Annotated in this window: 17 protein-coding genes; 8 read left to right on the forward strand and 9 right to left on the reverse strand. The window is 41.5% G+C overall.

Features of this window, described 5'->3' with window-relative positions; genetic code table 11:
* Positions 1-147: 147 nt before the first annotated feature.
* Positions 148-876, reverse strand: a complete 729-nt coding sequence (locus CVN76_RS10890; protein WP_100531254.1) for a hypothetical protein — start codon at positions 874-876, stop codon at positions 148-150.
* A 189-nt stretch (positions 877-1065) separates the two neighbouring features.
* Entirely contained in the window at positions 1066-1230 is a 165-nt protein-coding gene (locus tag CVN76_RS30965; protein ID WP_157805641.1) for a hypothetical protein, read from the reverse strand.
* Positions 1231-1451: 221 nt separating this feature from the next.
* On the opposite strand from CVN76_RS30965, the gene CVN76_RS10895 reads away from it, so the two are divergent.
* From CVN76_RS10895 to CVN76_RS10905, 3 genes are read left to right on the forward strand one after another with little or no spacing between them, the layout of a single operon-like run.
* A complete protein-coding gene (locus tag CVN76_RS10895) occupies positions 1452-2831 on the forward strand; it encodes a sensor histidine kinase (RefSeq protein WP_332850627.1) in 1380 nt (459 codons plus the stop codon).
* Positions 2832-3509 (forward strand): response regulator transcription factor, encoded by a 678-nt coding sequence (locus CVN76_RS10900; protein WP_100531255.1) that lies wholly within the window; start codon positions 2832-2834, stop codon positions 3507-3509.
* A 5-nt stretch (positions 3510-3514) separates the two neighbouring features.
* Positions 3515-4066, forward strand: coding sequence for a TVP38/TMEM64 family protein (locus CVN76_RS10905; RefSeq protein ID WP_100531314.1), 552 nt, complete (start codon positions 3515-3517; stop codon positions 4064-4066).
* A gap of 136 nt (positions 4067-4202) precedes the next feature.
* Here CVN76_RS10905 and CVN76_RS10910 read toward each other — a convergent pair whose 3' ends face one another.
* Positions 4203-5252 carry an HD domain-containing phosphohydrolase gene (locus CVN76_RS10910; protein WP_232732177.1) on the reverse strand — a complete coding sequence of 350 codons (1050 nt, stop codon included), beginning with the start codon at positions 5250-5252 and terminating at the stop codon, positions 4203-4205.
* Positions 5253-5613: 361 nt separating this feature from the next.
* Between CVN76_RS10910 and CVN76_RS10915 the strand changes: the two genes are divergently transcribed.
* Positions 5614-6402: a SurA N-terminal domain-containing protein gene (locus tag CVN76_RS10915; protein ID WP_100531256.1), complete on the forward strand. Its 789-nt coding sequence runs from the start codon at positions 5614-5616 to the stop codon at positions 6400-6402.
* A gap of 366 nt (positions 6403-6768) precedes the next feature.
* On the opposite strand, the gene CVN76_RS10920 is transcribed toward CVN76_RS10915, so the two are convergent.
* Entirely contained in the window at positions 6769-7953 is a 1185-nt protein-coding gene (locus CVN76_RS10920; RefSeq protein ID WP_100531257.1) for an MFS transporter, read from the reverse strand.
* A 353-nt stretch (positions 7954-8306) separates the two neighbouring features.
* Here CVN76_RS10920 and CVN76_RS10925 point away from each other — a divergent pair, with 353 nt between their 5' ends.
* The gene (locus CVN76_RS10925; RefSeq protein WP_100531258.1) at positions 8307-8987 is read left to right on the forward strand and encodes a DUF1796 family putative cysteine peptidase; all 681 of its coding nucleotides are present in this window, start codon (positions 8307-8309) and stop codon (positions 8985-8987) included.
* A gap of 589 nt (positions 8988-9576) precedes the next feature.
* On the opposite strand, the gene CVN76_RS10930 is transcribed toward CVN76_RS10925, so the two are convergent.
* Positions 9577-10218, reverse strand: a complete 642-nt coding sequence (locus CVN76_RS10930) for an FMN-dependent NADH-azoreductase (protein WP_100531259.1) — start codon at positions 10216-10218, stop codon at positions 9577-9579.
* A 219-nt stretch (positions 10219-10437) separates the two neighbouring features.
* On the opposite strand from CVN76_RS10930, the gene CVN76_RS10935 reads away from it, so the two are divergent.
* On the forward strand, positions 10438-10947 hold the full coding sequence (locus CVN76_RS10935; RefSeq protein ID WP_100531260.1) for an RrF2 family transcriptional regulator: 510 nt from the start codon (positions 10438-10440) through the stop codon (positions 10945-10947).
* Positions 10948-11341: 394 nt separating this feature from the next.
* Here CVN76_RS10935 and CVN76_RS10940 read toward each other — a convergent pair whose 3' ends face one another.
* The gene (locus CVN76_RS10940) at positions 11342-12757 is read right to left on the reverse strand and encodes a SpoVR family protein (RefSeq protein ID WP_061143247.1); all 1416 of its coding nucleotides are present in this window, start codon (positions 12755-12757) and stop codon (positions 11342-11344) included.
* Between the two features lie 559 nt (positions 12758-13316).
* Here CVN76_RS10940 and CVN76_RS10945 point away from each other — a divergent pair.
* Positions 13317-13517 carry a hypothetical protein gene (locus CVN76_RS10945; protein WP_100531261.1) on the forward strand — a complete coding sequence of 67 codons (201 nt, stop codon included), beginning with the start codon at positions 13317-13319 and terminating at the stop codon, positions 13515-13517.
* Between the two features lie 122 nt (positions 13518-13639).
* On the opposite strand, the gene CVN76_RS10950 is transcribed toward CVN76_RS10945, so the two are convergent.
* Positions 13640-14779 carry a M20 peptidase aminoacylase family protein gene (locus CVN76_RS10950; protein WP_100531316.1) on the reverse strand — a complete coding sequence of 380 codons (1140 nt, stop codon included), beginning with the start codon at positions 14777-14779 and terminating at the stop codon, positions 13640-13642.
* A gap of 19 nt (positions 14780-14798) precedes the next feature.
* Positions 14799-15062 (reverse strand): hypothetical protein, encoded by a 264-nt coding sequence (locus CVN76_RS10955; RefSeq protein WP_100531262.1) that lies wholly within the window; start codon positions 15060-15062, stop codon positions 14799-14801.
* Positions 15063-15127: 65 nt separating this feature from the next.
* On the opposite strand from CVN76_RS10955, the gene CVN76_RS10960 reads away from it, so the two are divergent.
* On the forward strand, positions 15128-15322 hold the full coding sequence (locus tag CVN76_RS10960; RefSeq protein ID WP_100531263.1) for a hypothetical protein: 195 nt from the start codon (positions 15128-15130) through the stop codon (positions 15320-15322).
* Positions 15323-15863: 541 nt separating this feature from the next.
* Here CVN76_RS10960 and CVN76_RS10965 read toward each other — a convergent pair.
* Complete coding sequence (locus CVN76_RS10965; protein WP_100531264.1) at positions 15864-16745, reverse strand: radical SAM/SPASM domain-containing protein; 882 nt, start codon at positions 16743-16745, stop codon at positions 15864-15866.
* Positions 16746-16753 lie beyond the last annotated feature (8 nt).

Below are 16753 nucleotides of genomic sequence, written 5' to 3' on the forward strand. Positions count from 1 at the left end.
GGCTGGGCTTCAGAAAAAAATGAGTTGATGCGTTTGATGACTTGCTTATCCGATAGGAAAGGGTCAGGGTCTTTAGGTAATTGAGTAAATGAAAGAACACCGATCATCAATAATATCGCAGCTAGTAAAATAATCTTTTTTGTTTTTTTAGCCATTTTCCCCATCACCTCCTGTCAAAATCGATTCCTTGAGCCTGAAGTAGACTTGACGCCCTTTATTAGGTGTAATCAGGATTCCCCTGCCATCTTCTTCAATGAAAATGATTGCTTTAAGTCCGCTCCCCTTTGCAGCGGTTGTCCCATTCAGGATATAAGGGAATTTCTCTTTGTGATCGCCATCTTCACGGATTCGATTATACCAAGATTCACTCTCGATCTTTTTTTGTTTCATCTTTCCCATCAATTTTTCCAGCTTTGCTTTATTTAATGTTTCTTCTTTCGAGTGGGGGTGGCTCGCTATCAAAGAAGCCTTTTTAACATCCATCATATATGTCGACGGCACATTCTTCGGATACATCATTCCATCAATCGGTATGGCTAAAAGGGCAAAAGCGAAAACGATGAAATTCGATAAAAATCCGAGCCAGGCAAAACGGCGAAATCGCTGCCATCTCGCCGCATTCCCTTGCCTTCCCAAGAACCAAGAGAGGAGAGCCACACCGATTGGGAGAATGGGTATGCTTATGACCTCTCCTGCTAGATTAAAAGTGAAATGAAAAGCGAACATTCCTAGCACCAATACGAGAATAGCCTTCCAGAGCTTAGGAGATGCTGGTTTTTTTCTATAAATGATGGCAAATAAGGTTCCGATCAGTATGTAACTGGACGCTGTAGCAATTAAAGAGGGTGCATGCATATATTTTTCGAAATCGAACATATCTTCTGAAATTCTCCTTTTTTAGACATTTTACTCCACATATGATCCTGAGTACCTATACAATACCATATATATCCTAAGTTGTAAGTGAATGCAGGCTGTCGCCCCCTCATTGAGAAAAAGAAGGCGGAGGTTTTACAGCCTGCTTAAGGTGGGACACACGTTTATGATCATTCAAGGTTCCCTTCCTCAATCCTTCGCTTGAAAGGTCTTAGCAATCGTTTTGTATTCTTCTTCATTGATGATGCCGATTTTTTTGAATAAAGCCGAATACGCAAGTATTTTTTTTTGGGTACGGTTTGTACAATTCATATCGATCAGCTCCTTTTTTACATTATATTCACCTGGTGACAAAATGTTTCCTTCACTCAACAAAATTCATTTCGATAAACCAAGAAAAACTCTAATTCTTCCATTCTACTGGAATCGGGAAGGCGTCAGCTGGAGTTGACTTAAAATTATCGCAGTCCTCCTTGTAACCTGCCTTCATTCGGATTATGTTTAGTATCGGAAGCAATGTGGTCGATCTGCATAATTCCTTCATATTTATCCTCTATAATGACTTTAATAAGAAGGTGAACATCTTGAAAATCTCCTTGAAGCTAGGACTCTATATATTTATAAGCATTTTCCTATTGGAAACAGTTTCGATGCTTTACTTACACAATCACGTCATCCAATCGCGGATCAATCAAGAATTGGAATCATTGAAATCCCGGGGCAACAGCCATCGAGATGTGTTAGAACTTTCGTATTCCGAGGGGACCCTTGAGCATATCGGCCTGATGGAATCCCATACAGATACAGATGTCGTGATAACGAATTCAACAGGCGATATTCTGCAATCTTCGGAAAATATAAATGCAGAGATGAAAACAATCTTACGGAAGACTCTTCCCCAAGTTCCCCGAAAGGGTTTGATCATCCAATCAAGTTGGAAGGATGAACCGTATATTGCCACCGTTACACCATATAATAGTGGCAATGAATATGAAGGCTATGTCTATATGTTCAAAAATACAGGTGAAGTAGAAGAATTGATCGCCCAATTGAATAAGCACTTCCTTTTTGCAACGGTATTGCTTCTTTTCTTCATGCTTATCATCATCTATTTCTTATCAAAAGCCTTGACCAGACCACTTATAGGCATGAAGGAGGCGACAACGAAATTAAGCGAGGGGAATTTCTCCGTAACTGTGCCCATTCGATCACATGATGAACTTGGTGAACTTGCTCAATCGATACAAAGCTTGGCTAATGAATTGAATTATTTAAAGAAGGAACGCAACGAATTCTTGGCCAGCATATCCCATGAACTGCGCACCCCTCTCACATATATCAAGGGGTATGCTGATATTGCCCGAAGAAAAGACTTGGATGTATCCGAAAGGACGTCATATTTGGAAATCATCCTTGATGAATCACAACGATTAAACAAATTGTTGGACGAACTATTCAATATGGCTAAAATGGATATGAATACCTTCACCATATCAAAAGAAACCGTCCGGCTTGCTTCATTCCTGGAATCGATTCGTGAAAAGGTGCTCCCAGCCTTTCAGAATAAAAAAATGCAATTGCATCTCGAATGCACGGATGATTCATCGATTGATTTAGATCCTGCAAGGTTTGAGCAAATCATGCTTAACCTGCTGGATAATGCATTAAAATACTCGAACGAAAATACGGTTACCACCATCAAAGCAGAACGGTTACCTGGCAGTATCGATATTTCCATCATCGATCAAGGGGTGGGCATTCCCGATGAAGATGTCCCTCATATCTTTGATCGTTTATACCGTGTCGAGAAATCACGCGCTAGAAATACCGGCGGATTCGGTTTGGGGCTCTCCATCGTCAAACAGTTAGTCGAGATTCAAGGAGGAGCCATTTCAGTTAGAAGCAAACTGAACCAAGGGACGTGCTTCACGATCATATTCAAAGGAGACCATTAAATGAAAACAGCAGTTCTGGTAGATGATGAACAAAGAATGATGGATCTGATAGAGTTGTATCTTGCTCCTCACGGATATACGTGCATAAAGAAGGACTCGGCGCTTGAAGCGGTATTGTTCTTGAAGCATAATCATGCTGACATCGTCATTCTTGATGTGATGATGCCTGAGATCGATGGGTGGGAAGCCTGCGCAAGGATCCGGTCATTTTCTGCCATTCCCATCATCATGCTCACTGCCCGTGATGCAGCGGAAGATATGGTGAAAGGGCTGAACAATGGCGCCGATGATTATATAACGAAGCCTTTTAATGAAGATGTGTTACTGGCCAGGATCGAAGCTGTGACGCGACGGGTATCGCATCGCGAAGTCGACGGGGTGTCCTTTAAGGGGTTAAAATTAAATGAATCCGCTTATGAAGCGCATTATCAAGCCAAGTCCATTTCATTGACGCCGAAAGAATTTTCCTTGTTGTCCTTGTTTTTAAAATCAGCTGATCAAGTATACTCCAGGGATCACCTGCTTACGACCATCTGGGGGTTCAGATCGAACACGGAAGATCGGACAATCGATTCCCATATTCGAAATATTAGGGAAAAGCTGCGCCAGGCCGGCTTTCCGGCAAATGAGCATTTGAAAACGGTATGGGGCGTCGGATATAAATGGAGTTCTTCTTGATTGATATGCATTTCTTTTCTGAGGCGTTAGCATCAAGCGGTCACTTGTCCATTCTTGTCAGTATCGTCTTTAACATTTTGATTAGCGTGCTCGGTGTTATTCCCAGCGCTTTCATCACTGCAGCAAATATCACCGTGTTTGGATTCCAGGAGGGATTGATCGTTTCTTACTTAGGGGAAATTATAGGAGCGGCAGTGAGCTTTTGGATATATCGGAAAGGCATTCAATCACTTCAACCAAAATTCACGAGGAATCGTTGGATCATGCGACTGCAAAAGTCACAGGGATTTCCTGCATTTTGGATGATCCTCTTGCTTAGGCTCCTACCTTTCGTTCCTTCCGGCGTGATTAACCTCGCGGCAGCATTAAGTAAGACGAGCATCATGATTTTCTTCGTCGCCACATCGATTGGGAAGATGCCCGCCCTCCTCATCGAGGCGTACTCCGTGAACCAAGTATTGAAGGCTTCAGACGAAGTGAAAATATTTTTGGTGTTACTGCTTCTCATTATGGCAGTCCTTTATTACGTTAAAAGAAATAAGAATACAGAACTATAATTCAATAGACTTTTCTTTTTACTAATATTCGCTAGCATACATTTATTCGAAGAAACAAGATTTCCGTTTTCTTCCTTATGGCTATGAGATTCCTCCCTTCCATTATTTCAGCTGCACAGGGGCCTCGCCGAGTTCCTTATGTAATGTCCTCCTTACTGCGCGTGGCTTCGCAGCCTTTTTCCTTTTGATCCCTTACGGCGAAATATTCAAAGAAAGACTCTACCATGTCTGGATCGAAATGCTTTCCTTTTTGTTCGTTCAAGAAAGATAATGCCCGTCCCACTGACCAAGAGTCTTTATACGCCCTTCTGCTTGTCAGGGCATCGAACACATCCACAATCGCAGTGATCCTTGCTTCCAATGGAATCTCCTCCCCTTTCAAATGATGGGGGTATCCCGTTCCATCCCATTTTTCATGATGATAAAGGATAATATTTTCCGCCACTTCGAGACTGCTGATGAACTCATTGTTTATTTCCCTAGAGATCTTATTCAAAATATCGGCTCCCATAAATGGATGCATCTCAATGATGGTTCGTTCATACGGAGACAATGGACCAGGTTTATATAGGATCCCTTCAGGAATCTCCGCCTTGCCGATATCATGCAGAATACTCGCATGAGCGATATGATGAATATCGCTAGCAGACATCCCCAGCTGCATTCGCCTATTATGTACGATTACAAGCTTTTCACTTAAAGTTTGCACTCTCGATAAATGCTCCTCTATGCTTGGATCGCGAATTTCGCATGAAATGGCGAGGATCTTCAATAATTCCCTTTGCGTCTCTGTCCTTTTCTTTTCCGAAAGATAAACCCCTTCCTTCAATTGTTCCAATTCTCGAAAAACCCCGACGAAATAAGACTTGTTTTTCACTTGAACAGGTGTGATCGTTATCGAGGAATGCCATACGTCACCTGATTTCTTCCGATTGGTCAATACCCCTGACCAGGGATTCCCGTTCCTTAATTCGTTTTTCAAAGATGTGTAGGTAGTTGCTGGTGTTATACCTGACTTTAAAAAACCAGCTTTGAAACCGATTATGCTGTCCCTTGTATATCCTGTCGTCTGTTCATAGTAACGATTAATATCAAGTATCCGATGATCTTGGTCCGTAATGATGACGGCATCCCCCAGCTTTAAATATCCCGCCAATTCAATTGGCAGTACAGATTTCCCTTTCAAATTCCATCCCCCCGCTAACTGCTTCTTTCTCTGCTGCCCGTGTCTTCTAGGTTAAATGAACTATTCTTGAATAATAAGGTATATAATACCATAAAATAACTTGAACGGTGGTTACTTATGTCATGAATTTTTCAGGAACTTGACTGCATGCGAAATCATTCTTAGCTCCCTTTATCTTCGCAGGGCAAAGGGTAAATCGATTCAGTTGCTGGAAAGGATCACCGATATCTTCGGGAGATGACTCTACTATATTCCTGTTTTCTGGAAAAATAGAATGATTTAATTGTGTTTTCAAGGGCAATTCCTATATAATGCGCATTAGATGATTTTTTTTAGCACTGAATACGAAAGGAGACTGAACATGAAAAAACTATTGTACCCTATCGTTATCGGATTATTGGCTGTTGCCTTGACGGCTTGTGGATCGAACGATGACGCGGATAAAAAGAATGACGAGAAAGAAACTAAAACAACCGAGGCACAGCAAAGCAAAGAAACGGCTAAAGCAACTGAGGAACAACAAAAAAAGATGGAAGAAATGCAGAAGAAACTAGACAAACAAAAAGTGGATGAAAAGAAAACGGTAGCCACCGTCAATGACGAAAATATTACCGGTGCGGAATACAATACCGTGTTATCGTCAACACAAATGCAAATGCAGCAATTTGGACAAGACCCAACTACCAAGGAAGGTGCCAAACAAATTAAAGAGCAAACGATCAATTCGTTAGTGGGGCAAACATTACTGCTGCAAGCTGCTGACAAAAAAGGCTACACAGCCTCCAAGGCTGAAATCGAAAAGCAACTTGCGAAAATCAAAGAGCAATATAAAACCGAGGAAAAATTCAAGGAAGCGATGAAGCAAGCAGGCCTGAATTCAGAAACGTTAAACACGCAGATTGCCGAAAATATTCCCTATACAAAGTATGTAGAAAATGAGATTAAAGTAGAAGAGCCAACGGATGAAGAAATTCAGAAATATTATGATCAGATTGCCGAGCAATCCAAGGCAAGCGGGCAAAAGGTAAATAAACTGGAAGAAATGAAACCGCAAATCAAGGAACAACTCGAACAGCAAAAGAAACAAGAAAAGCTTGTGAAACATGTGGAAGAACTTAAGAAAGATGCTAAGGTCGAAGTTAAAATCTAACCAAGAACGTTCAATTCATAGACCAAAAGGTTTCGGAGGGATTCCCTTCCGAAACCTTTTGGTCTATGAATTGGATTGGAAGCAGGTATTATGGCATTCTTCTACACGGTGTGAGTGATCGCCTTACCTATCAATATGCTGGACGCTTCGCCCAGACTATAAGGAGAGCGGGATGACCGACCCAATACAAAGCCTTCAAGTCTGCGGGCAATCAGGATTCCAGCTTAGTTTACATGCAAAAGGGCATGGAACGAAACGGACAAGGTGTAAAAACTAAAAAAAAGGCAGACAGCCTCCATTATTATCGAGATTGTCTGCGATCGGAGAGCTGCTGATTTATAGCAGCTCCTTTTTTATGAACATGTTTCATGTCATTTTCGAAACGAGTACGTCCTTATCTTTCCGACCGTGAAGAACATGATAAATCGGTATGCCCATTATAATTAGCCCCGCCAGCGATAAATACATACCTCTGTATCCGATTAAAGGGACCAGGCAGCCTAATATGAATGGACCAAAACCTATCCCCAATTCAAGAAAAACGAGATATGTCGATGTTGCCAATCCGATTCTTTCCCTAGGGGTCACCTTGATGGCAAGTGATTGTGTACAAGATTGGAAGTTCCCATACCCTAATCCGACAAAGGCCGATGCCACTAAAAAGACGAAACTCGTTTGTGCCTGACTAATTAGAATCATACCAATTGCAAATAAAACCAAGCCAGGATAAGCCACGCTATTGCCGCCTTTCAAATCAACCAGTTTCCCTGTAAATGGCCGTGAAACCATAATGGCCAGTGCATAGACAAGAAAGTAAAAACTGCCCGCCTCTACTAAATCGATTTCCGCAGTATACGCGGTGATAAATGACAGAATGCTTGAATACCCAAGTGCTATTACGAATATCGAGAGTGAAATGGGCAAGGCCTTCGGCTCAATGAAACTGGAAAACGTAAATCGTTTCCTGGCAGACGACATTATCTCCTTTGCTGGAGAATCGACAAGAACGGAAATGATCAAGCTCCCAAACCCGACCGCTAATGAAAATACAAAAATACTCGTGTAATTAATATATTCTATAAGCGCGACTCCAATCAAAGGGCCGATAGCTGCCGCCAACACTGCACTTAAACTGAAATAACCGATTCCTTCTCCATATTTATTAGGCGGGATGACCTTCCCTACAATGGTTCCAGTTGCTGTAGTCGCCATTCCCACTCCTATTCCCTGTAAAAAGCGAATAACCATGAGGGCAAAGATATTGGTAGGCATAAAATAAAAAAAAGTCATTATGATATAGATGGCAATCCCCATCATCAGCATTTTTTTATTGCCTACCATTTCTATTTGCCGACCAGCAAATAAGCGACTCATTAAAGCGCCAATTATAAAGATACTGGCAACCAATCCAGCAGTACTGACCGAAACACCATATTTTTCAATAGCATAGGGCGCCATCGTTACTAACAGTAAATACATCGATAACATCAATCCGAAGTTAACCACCGATATGGAAATAAAATCTTTTGTCCATAATCCTTCTTTTTTCATGATACACAACCTTTGTACGCTAGTATTTTGGGAATATTTTTAGAGACAGTCATCATTTTCAAATACGTTTGATCCTTCATGCATTTTTTGGGCTTCCGCTCGATCGTACGTTTTGTCGCAATATTTCGTTAGTTGAATCCAAAACCATGCAGTATAACCTTTCAAATATATAAATACTAGTAATTTAGTTGATAACAATTTTCATTATCAGTTGGATGAATGGAAATGTCAATATAATGTTTCTAATACAAAGGGCGATATACATTAGGTTTTTATTAAGTAATTACGCCCTCATCCAATCAAGGCCAATCCATCCTGCGTAGTATGTAAAAAAAGCAAATGGGGTGATGATTATGAAATTACAAGATATCCAGGGATCCTATGATTTGGTAGTGAGCTTAGGCGCGTGGTGCGGTCCCGCATTGCACTCGAAACGTCATGATTTAAGAAGGCATTCATTGCCTTTCGATTGGGTTCAATCCCCTAATCTATCCGAAGTAAATCGTTTATTGAGAAATGGGTTTCAGGGTTTCATGGAGCTGGAAAATATGGTGGAAAAGGACATACTGGCACATTTCGTTGATGAAGGTAATGCCGTCTTTCAAGAAGGAGAAACCGAACCAGCCAAGGCACATTTCATTCATGATAGTCGTTATAAGATTGATTCCGTTCATGATTTTCCAATGATCGTTAATCAAAATTGGACAGCTCAGTATCCATTATATAAGGAAAAATTGAACACTCGAATTCAACGATTTTTCACACAAATTGCCCAAAGTCAATCCACTTTATTCATAAGGTATGAATGGCTAAACGCGAATTATGAAAACACCGCAGAACTACAAGCCATCTTGTCTGGACTCACTAAGGGTAAAGTAACGATTCTGTTAATGGAGCAGCTTGAAGGTTTAAAGGGAATAAGAGAAGTGGAATGGGGTTTAGACGGGGTTTCTTTAGTACAAGTTCCACGTCAAGATCCCAGTAACCATGAGATTTGGGATCAAGTCCTTGAGGGCATAACGCTAACCAAATAAAAAGGGCCTTTCCAAGCCCTTTTTCAAACCGGAGGCCATAACCTTTAAGTATGATGGGGGCCTCCGATAATATGGAAAGGACAGGATAGCTACATAAAGTTATTAAAAAGAATGCCCTTTTTACTTACGCCTTTAAAACTAAACAAGTTTATATTATCAACGATGAAATTAAAGTGGGCTTTTTTCCATACTATACTTTTGGGGTGAAAAAACGCCAAGGGTAAATTACCGAAGTTCAGACGCCGACTTAATGGAAAGGATGATGAGAGCAGAAGGCGAATGGCATGATCAACCTTTTGCTGGCCAATTTAAAAATCATTTTTTTTATGAACGAAACCTGGAGCATGTGAAAGTGTTTATACAGGTTAGGCTAGGAGATTTATTGTAATTTTTTCTTTCTGATGCGTAATGGTTGTTGGTTTCAAATTGCAACCTAGCACTTAAAATAAAAATATATTAAGACCAGCCTGACTTCCGACTGGTCTTTTTGCCAACGAAGGACTGCCACAGTATGAACTCTCCTTTATTGCAGTTGCTCGGATATCCGTTTCACACTGCAAACTGTCGCTTCCAAGCTTACAATAGTTCCCTATTTCGCTGCCAATACAGCAGCAGCTTCTTCCGCTTCCACATATGCTTTTGCTAACACTTCTTCTCCGCCAATCAAGGCCGTTCCTTGTACACGCAACATTTCATAATCTTCAATGCCAAAAAAATTGAACATGGATTTCAAGTATTTATGGGAGTATTCCACTTCTGCATACCAATCATCGTTTGTGTAAATAGATCCACTTCCTTGTATGACAAGCATGCTCCGTCCATCTTTCAATAGACCCACTGACCCGTTTTCTGTGTATTTATACAATTCCCTTGGAATCATAATATTGTCCATATAATCTTTTAACTTTGATGGAATATTAAAGTTATGCAGAGGCAGCACAATCACATATTTATTGGCACTTTTGAATTGGTGTAAGACTTCTGTCATGCGGTCTGTCACTCTTTTTTCTTCCATTGTCAGCTCTAGGCCCTTAGCGGTTTTTTCCCAGGCGTTCAACACCTGTTCATCTATCGCCGGTACTTCATCTTTGTACAATTTTATTTCTTCAATTTCTTCTTCTTCACCATGTATTTCTTTATAACGCGCCAGAAAATGATGGAATACTTTAAGGCTAAAAGAAGAAGCAGAATCGACTCTCGGATGTGCATTGATAATTAGCAATTTACTCATAGGTAGGATCTCCTTCGGATATATAGAATGGCGATTTAATTAAAGATTAATTCAATCGACGATTAACTCGATCAATAATATACCTCTGATTATGTTGTTTGTCAAACAAAAAAATTCTCCAGTGAATGATGGATCGAAGGTTTGCATGATTGACAAAACTATCTATTACTTCTAATATACATTTGATTATCTTATGAACGAAAAGTAGGTGAAGTTATTATGTCATATGGCGTTGGAGTCGAATATGCATTGCACTGTCTTGTTTACTTAATTGATGTACCAGAGAAGACGAGTGTTGGAATTAAAGAGCTCTCCGAATTTCAGGGGCTTTCGGAAACGTTCCTTTCAAAAGTGTTTGGTAAATTGTCTAAGGCAGGCATCGTATGTTCAGTTCCTGGAGTCAAAGGTGGTTATAAGTTGGCAAGATCCGCTGAGGAAATTTCTTTTTGGGATGTAGTCGAAGCGGTTGAAGGGGTAAAACCGATATTTCAATGTAAAAACATTTTACAGGGTGGTTTGCCATACAAGGATAAAGAGGAATCTATCTGTTCTTCTTGCCCTTCGGGAAATCTTTCTTGTCCCATTAATTTGACCATGCTACAAGCGGAAGAGCAAATGCGTGCTTTTCTCCGTCAGAAGACACTTGCTCAGCTACAGGCTGAACTGGATGTTCTTTTACCGAAGGAAGTTCGTTCTTTTACGAAAGAGTATTTCACTAAGGGCAAATGATCCATTCTCGATGTCATCGACTTTATATACACGAAGACACCACACATTGACTTAATTGAATTTGTCAGTGTGTGGTTTTTGCTTTGGCATTTTTGGCATACTTTGTTGCGCATGTGATGTGCAAGATCCGATCTATCGCCGCAGGCACCGGCTGTAGGGCTGCCAGATGAACGGTTATGCGTATTGTATCAACATGCATACAGCTGTTGCCTAAAAATAGGAAAAACAGATTTATTGTGTGAGTGTATGGGAACGTGAACTTTATCCGGAGGCCGAGAAAGTAGCGCTTGGATTGACAGAACGTATTACCTTGATTCCAACAAAATGTCCCAAGTTGACTATAATGGAGCTTGAAGCAAAAAAACTGCCGAATGACCGGCAGTTTTTTTCAGCATTATAAATATTTTCGGTGAATCCCTTTTCCATCATAGGAAAACAGAACCTCTTTTCCTTCCATCACTGATTCCATATGCACGGAGCGTCCCCAGAGCTGATGGATATATGGCATGACTTTCTCGAGGTATTTCAGGTCCAGCTCTATACCTTCGAACCAATGCTTTAAATATAGCTCACCATTACGCATGTAGTCGCCATCATTCACGGTGATATATGGGAATCCGCCGTTCACCCTCATGCTGACGAGCTGATCGCGGACCTGTTCCCATGCCTTATCGACGATTTTATAATCTTTGCCCTGCTTTTGGAATAGATACATATCCTCTCGCATGACCAGGTCCTTCGTCAAATAATTCCGGAGAAAGGAAATATCGGATTCGATCTCCCTGACCTCGAACATCTTTTCCCGGCCAGATCCAGGCTTGACGCCCAGCCTGATCATTTCTTCGGTTGGATTATCATAGCGTTCCTCGATATCCTCAAGCACTTTCAATCCAAGATAATAAGGGTTGATGCTGGTGCGTGATGGCTGAACGACGCCTGCATTCAATTTGGCGAACTCGATCGCTTCCCCTGAGGATAGATCCAATTCGCGGATGATGCGCTGATGCCAATAAGAAGCCCAGCCTTCGTTCATGATTTTCGTTTCGAGCTGAGGCCAGAAATACAGCATCTCTTCCCGCATCATCGTCATGATATCCCGTTGCCAATCGGCTAGATCCCTGCTGTACTGTTCAATGAAAAGCATAATATCCTTTTCAGGCCGCGGCGGGAATTTTTTTCTTTTTTTAATGCTCGATTTCTTCGGTTTATCCTTGCTATCCAGGTTCCATAAATCATCGTATTGAGTCGCTGCCGGTTTTATCTCTTCTTCCTCTTCCTCGTCTTCCATCGACCAGGCTAGCTTAGGTCTCATCAGCGAAGGGTCGATGTGCTCTTCGATGGCTAAGAGTGCATCAAGGAACGTCTCCACTTCCTTTTTGCCATGCAGGATTTCATAATCCCGGATTCTTTCTGCAGTCGCTGACATGCTTTCGACCATATCCCTCTTCGTATTATTGAAGCGAATATTATTCTTGAAGAAATCACAATGCGCCAATACGTGGGCAACAATCAATTTATTCTGTACAAGTGAATTGGAGTCCAGCAGGAAAGCGTAACAAGGATCAGAGTTAATGACAAGTTCATAGATTTTGCTTAACCCAAAGTCATACTGCAGTTTCATCTTATGAAATTGTTTTCCAAAGCTCCAGTGAGAAAAACGGGTCGGCATCCCATAGGCACCAAATGTATAAATGATTTCCGAAGGACAAATCTCATAACGCATCGGGTAAAAATCCAATCCGAATCCAGTTGCTATTTCTGTTATCTCACTAATGGCATATTCCAGAGCCTTTTGCTCCGCTCCATTCATCCGATATCCCCCTTGTCTTCCGCCTTTACACTAATGTATGAAAAAAAGGAGGAAAAATGCCGTGATCATGTGTAAAGGTCACCGATAACGGAAAAAACATCTTCACTTTGATGAAGATGCCAGCCCTGCACCGCTGCAATGATATCCTTCAGACCGTATTTCACTATTTTGGGAATCCCCTAATCACCGGCTTTTTAGAAAAGGGGCCAAAGGATGATTAGTCCAGCCATGATTACAAAGCCTAAAAATCCTGTGATTGGATACACCGTTCCTACCAATTTAATGCAGCCGGCGAAGCTTGCAAAAAAAGCGATGATCACAGAGATATAAAACGGGGTGCCCAATCCGATATTTCCCAAAACACCTCCAATACCGGCTTCTTTCCTATTCTGAAGGTCCTTTTACGGCCAGCATGGCCATTCCAGCCGTAACATGATATGTAGCATATAGCCATGAACCTTTAGCCAATTTCTGGTTATAGGCTTTCCTTTACTCGAAGAAGATAGAATTTTAATAAAGATGGAATTGGCTGTAAAAATGATAACGTGAATGAATTAACATGATGATGAACAATAGCGGTGTGACGGCACTAATGATGGATAACAGTGTTCCAATCGTAAGGACGGTCATGACGAAAAACTCAGGCTATACCTGGAAAGCCGGGTTGTCTTCGAAAATCGCACCGGAACCAGGGAGCATGAAACAAGAAAATGTCATCACCTTATCGATGACCCGGCCCACTACAAATCCGCCATTTTAACCGCGGTAAGGGTTTGATGTGAAGGAATGCAAATCCATGCCCGATACAAGGACTTCAACCCGCTGCATCTCCTCATGATCTGCTATTGATGATAGCGATTTAAAGATTAAATCATCTGACATTCAAAGCTCAGGCTTCCCATACTTCTCAAAAGTAAAAATGATGGCTTTCGTCAGGATTTCAATTCCAGAAAGCAAAGCATTTTTGTTGAAGGTCATATAAGGATGATGGAGCCCAGGTGCCAAATCACACCCCAACCCAAGCATTGTCGCTTTGATTTCTGGCTTTTTAAGCGTGTAAAAATGAAAATCCTCCCCTCCGGTCGTTACGACTGGTGCCACCAGATTTTCTTTCCCGAGTGTATCAGCTATAGCTTCAGCCATTATTTCCTGTGCTTGTTCGTTCACGATTGCCGCAGCTACATTAGATACCGGCTGAAGTTTTATGTCAACATCGTTAGCAATCGCCAGAGACTCTGCAACTTTCCCCACTTTTTTGGTGAGCAGTTTCATCATTTCATTATCTTGAGCCCGTAAATCCAATGAGAAACTGGCTTTTCCAGGAATGATATTGGAGCTTTCACCGCCAGCAGCGAACTGCGTCATTTTCACTGAATATGGAATGGATGGGTTGAGGTGGATGCCGTTTAACAATGTGACGAATGATGCTCCAATTTCAATCGCATTTTGGCCTTGGTGCGGTCTTGCCCCATGAGCATCCGTCCCGATTATTTCGCCTTTCATGAACTGGGCGGCGCCATGAACAATGGCTGGCGACGCCTGCCCGTCCTTCACTTCCTCCACCGGCCTTAAATGCACCCCATAAAGAAAATCGACATCATCCAATACATTCTCTTCAATCATCTTCAAGGCACCCGTCCCTTTTTCCTCAGCGGGCTGAAAAATCAATCTCAGCTTACCTGCCGGCCTATAGTTCATCTCGTTTAATACGAGGAACACCCCAAGCAACAAGGTCATATGCCCATCATGCCCACAGGAATGATTAGCCTGAAACGCTCCACGCACCTCCTGCCAAAGTGCATCGATATCCGAGCGCACCCCAACCGTGAAAGCACCGGCACCGATTTCCCCGACCACTCCTGTGCAGCTTTCGAAGGTTTGTACCGTGCAGTGGTTTTCTCTTAAAATATTGGAAATGAAGGCGGTCGTATTCACTTCATTCCAACTCGTTTCAGGATGGGCATGCAGATGGTCGAATATCCCAAAGATGCGCGGCCTTAATGTTTCTATCGTTTGTTTAATATCCATATCATTCTCTCCCTTATCGGTTTGGATCTTCAAAAGAATAGTCATCTTGGTTGAACGCATCATACATGGCTTTTCTTTCTTTGAACTGTTGCTCAGCTTTAATCGATACACCAGCTAACAAACTATTCAATACAGAAAAATGAATCAGGCTCCGAATCGATGGTGAGGTTCTCGATGTCGAGGTCAGCAATCGTTGGAACGAAAGGGCCGACAAAACGGAATTTTCAGTCATTTCATTTCTTTGAAAAAACAAATCATCCGTATCCGGTCCATACAAATGGAAATCCTCCCGAACAATCCTGCACATAAAAGTTAACCAATATGCTGCCGATATGAAGAACGATGTCCAGAAATCAAATGATTAACAGCTATGGCAAACTTATCGACCACTTTGAAGAAATCATTATCGGAAAGTATCTGTTTCGTCTATTCCATGCCGCGTATATCCCGCCCCATCTCTTGAGCCATGAAGTTGGGCTGATTGGCAGCTTCAAGTTTGGAAGTATGGTATTCATTCAAGCTGCTGTTCTAGTATAATAACTGATTATGGATAAGTTTTTAAAGTTCCGCCAATTCAATTAACCCTAATGAATAACAAAAGCGGACGCCAATTTCCGCCAAAAGCTTTTAGGCTGAAGTGACTGCCCATATATTTGATTGCACTAACAACTATTCTGCTACCTGTTTTTGGCCAGCCCCCACCTTTTGCTGTAAATAAAACATCCCTTTCAAACCATGATATAAATCTTACACTTTTAATACGATAATTTGAAGTGATGACTGCATTCAACGATCGAGATTATTTTAACATGGCATGTTTATGAAAGGCTGTTTTTGCATATTTTGTTGCTATTCACCAAGTAATGGTGTTTGGTGGTTCACCTCCAATGCCCAGCTCTATAGAGGGCGGTCGTGGGGGGGAACGCCTGTGGGGGTGTCCCGGTGCTCCCGCAGGTGTCTCGCAATCTGCTCCGATAAATCTTAAGAGCCTTGTGAAATACCAATATCCAGGATTATCAATAAAACGACCGCCTCTCTAAAAAGACCCACGAAGCCCGGCTCCATGGGTTACTTTACTTTATTTTTTATGACGTTTCGCATAGCCGCATCGTTTGCACAGCTCTTCAACGGCGCATCTTCTGGAAAAGCCATCATACATGTTTCTAGCACGTTCACCATTCAGGATGTCTTCAAGTGACGTTTCAAAAATATTGCCAAGCGGGATTTTCCCTTCACTATCCAAGCAACAAGGTACAACCGTGCCATCCACCAAGATTCCCAATTGATCTCTTAACGCATAGCAGAATATATTCTCGTCAATTATGTCACGATCCAATTCCGGCCATTCAAATTTTTCGGCCATGTTTATATAAACCCGATCCTTCAACTTGATATTATTCTTTTGCTGAAGTGCTTCGCTAAGACGTATATCCAACGAGAGCTTCTCCTCTAACATGCTAAGTATATCGTCGTTCAGGCCATTACTCGCTTTTAGTTCATCGGTATCCATATTCCATAAACGGATGGCACAAATCACTTCACTTGTCGCATTGGCTTCATTAATGAAGTCGGCAATATTACTGACATATGTGTCAAGGCTATTTGTTGTATCATTCGCTTCAAAGCTATGAAGTGAAATATTGATTTGACGAAGGGCTTTTTTCGAAAGCAGCTTTTCCTTGACCTTCTGAATCAAAGTGCCATTCGTTGTAATGTTCACCTTCAGATCATTTTCAGCACTGATATCGAGGAATGCACCCAAATTTTTATTTAAAAATGGTTCCCCCATTAAATGGAAGTAAATATGATCGGTGTGTGGTTTGATTTTCTCAATGACATGCGTAAAACCTTCTGGATCCATGAACTTCAGGGTCCTTTGCAAACTGGAGCTAGGACAAAAATTACACTTTAAGTTACATATATTAGTAATTTCTACATAAACTTTTTTAAACTTTCTCATGATATTGA

Source organism: Bacillus sp. mrc49, assembly GCF_002803435.1.

What these genes read in the sequence shown, in the direction of transcription:
- CVN76_RS10930 (WP_100531259.1), bottom strand. Translation starts at nt 10,218, where the DNA reads ATGAGTAAATTGCTAATTATCAATGCACATCCGAGAGTCGATTCTGCT.
- CVN76_RS10940 (WP_061143247.1), bottom strand. Translation starts at nt 12,757, where the DNA reads ATGAATGGAGCGGAGCAAAAGGCTCTGGAATATGCCATTAGTGAGATA.
- CVN76_RS10945 (WP_100531261.1), top strand. Translation starts at nt 13,317, where the DNA reads ATGATGATGAACAATAGCGGTGTGACGGCACTAATGATGGATAACAGT.
- CVN76_RS10900 (WP_100531255.1), top strand. Translation starts at nt 2,832, where the DNA reads ATGAAAACAGCAGTTCTGGTAGATGATGAACAAAGAATGATGGATCTG.
- CVN76_RS10890 (WP_100531254.1), bottom strand. Translation starts at nt 876, where the DNA reads ATGTTCGATTTCGAAAAATATATGCATGCACCCTCTTTAATTGCTACA.
- CVN76_RS10965 (WP_100531264.1), bottom strand. Translation starts at nt 16,745, where the DNA reads ATGAGAAAGTTTAAAAAAGTTTATGTAGAAATTACTAATATATGTAAC.
- CVN76_RS10925 (WP_100531258.1), top strand. Translation starts at nt 8,307, where the DNA reads ATGAAATTACAAGATATCCAGGGATCCTATGATTTGGTAGTGAGCTTA.
- CVN76_RS10960 (WP_100531263.1), top strand. Translation starts at nt 15,128, where the DNA reads ATGTCCAGAAATCAAATGATTAACAGCTATGGCAAACTTATCGACCAC.
- CVN76_RS10905 (WP_100531314.1), top strand. Translation starts at nt 3,515, where the DNA reads ATGCATTTCTTTTCTGAGGCGTTAGCATCAAGCGGTCACTTGTCCATT.
- CVN76_RS10920 (WP_100531257.1), bottom strand. Translation starts at nt 7,953, where the DNA reads ATGAAAAAAGAAGGATTATGGACAAAAGATTTTATTTCCATATCGGTG.
- CVN76_RS10915 (WP_100531256.1), top strand. Translation starts at nt 5,614, where the DNA reads ATGAAAAAACTATTGTACCCTATCGTTATCGGATTATTGGCTGTTGCC.
- CVN76_RS10935 (WP_100531260.1), top strand. Translation starts at nt 10,438, where the DNA reads ATGTCATATGGCGTTGGAGTCGAATATGCATTGCACTGTCTTGTTTAC.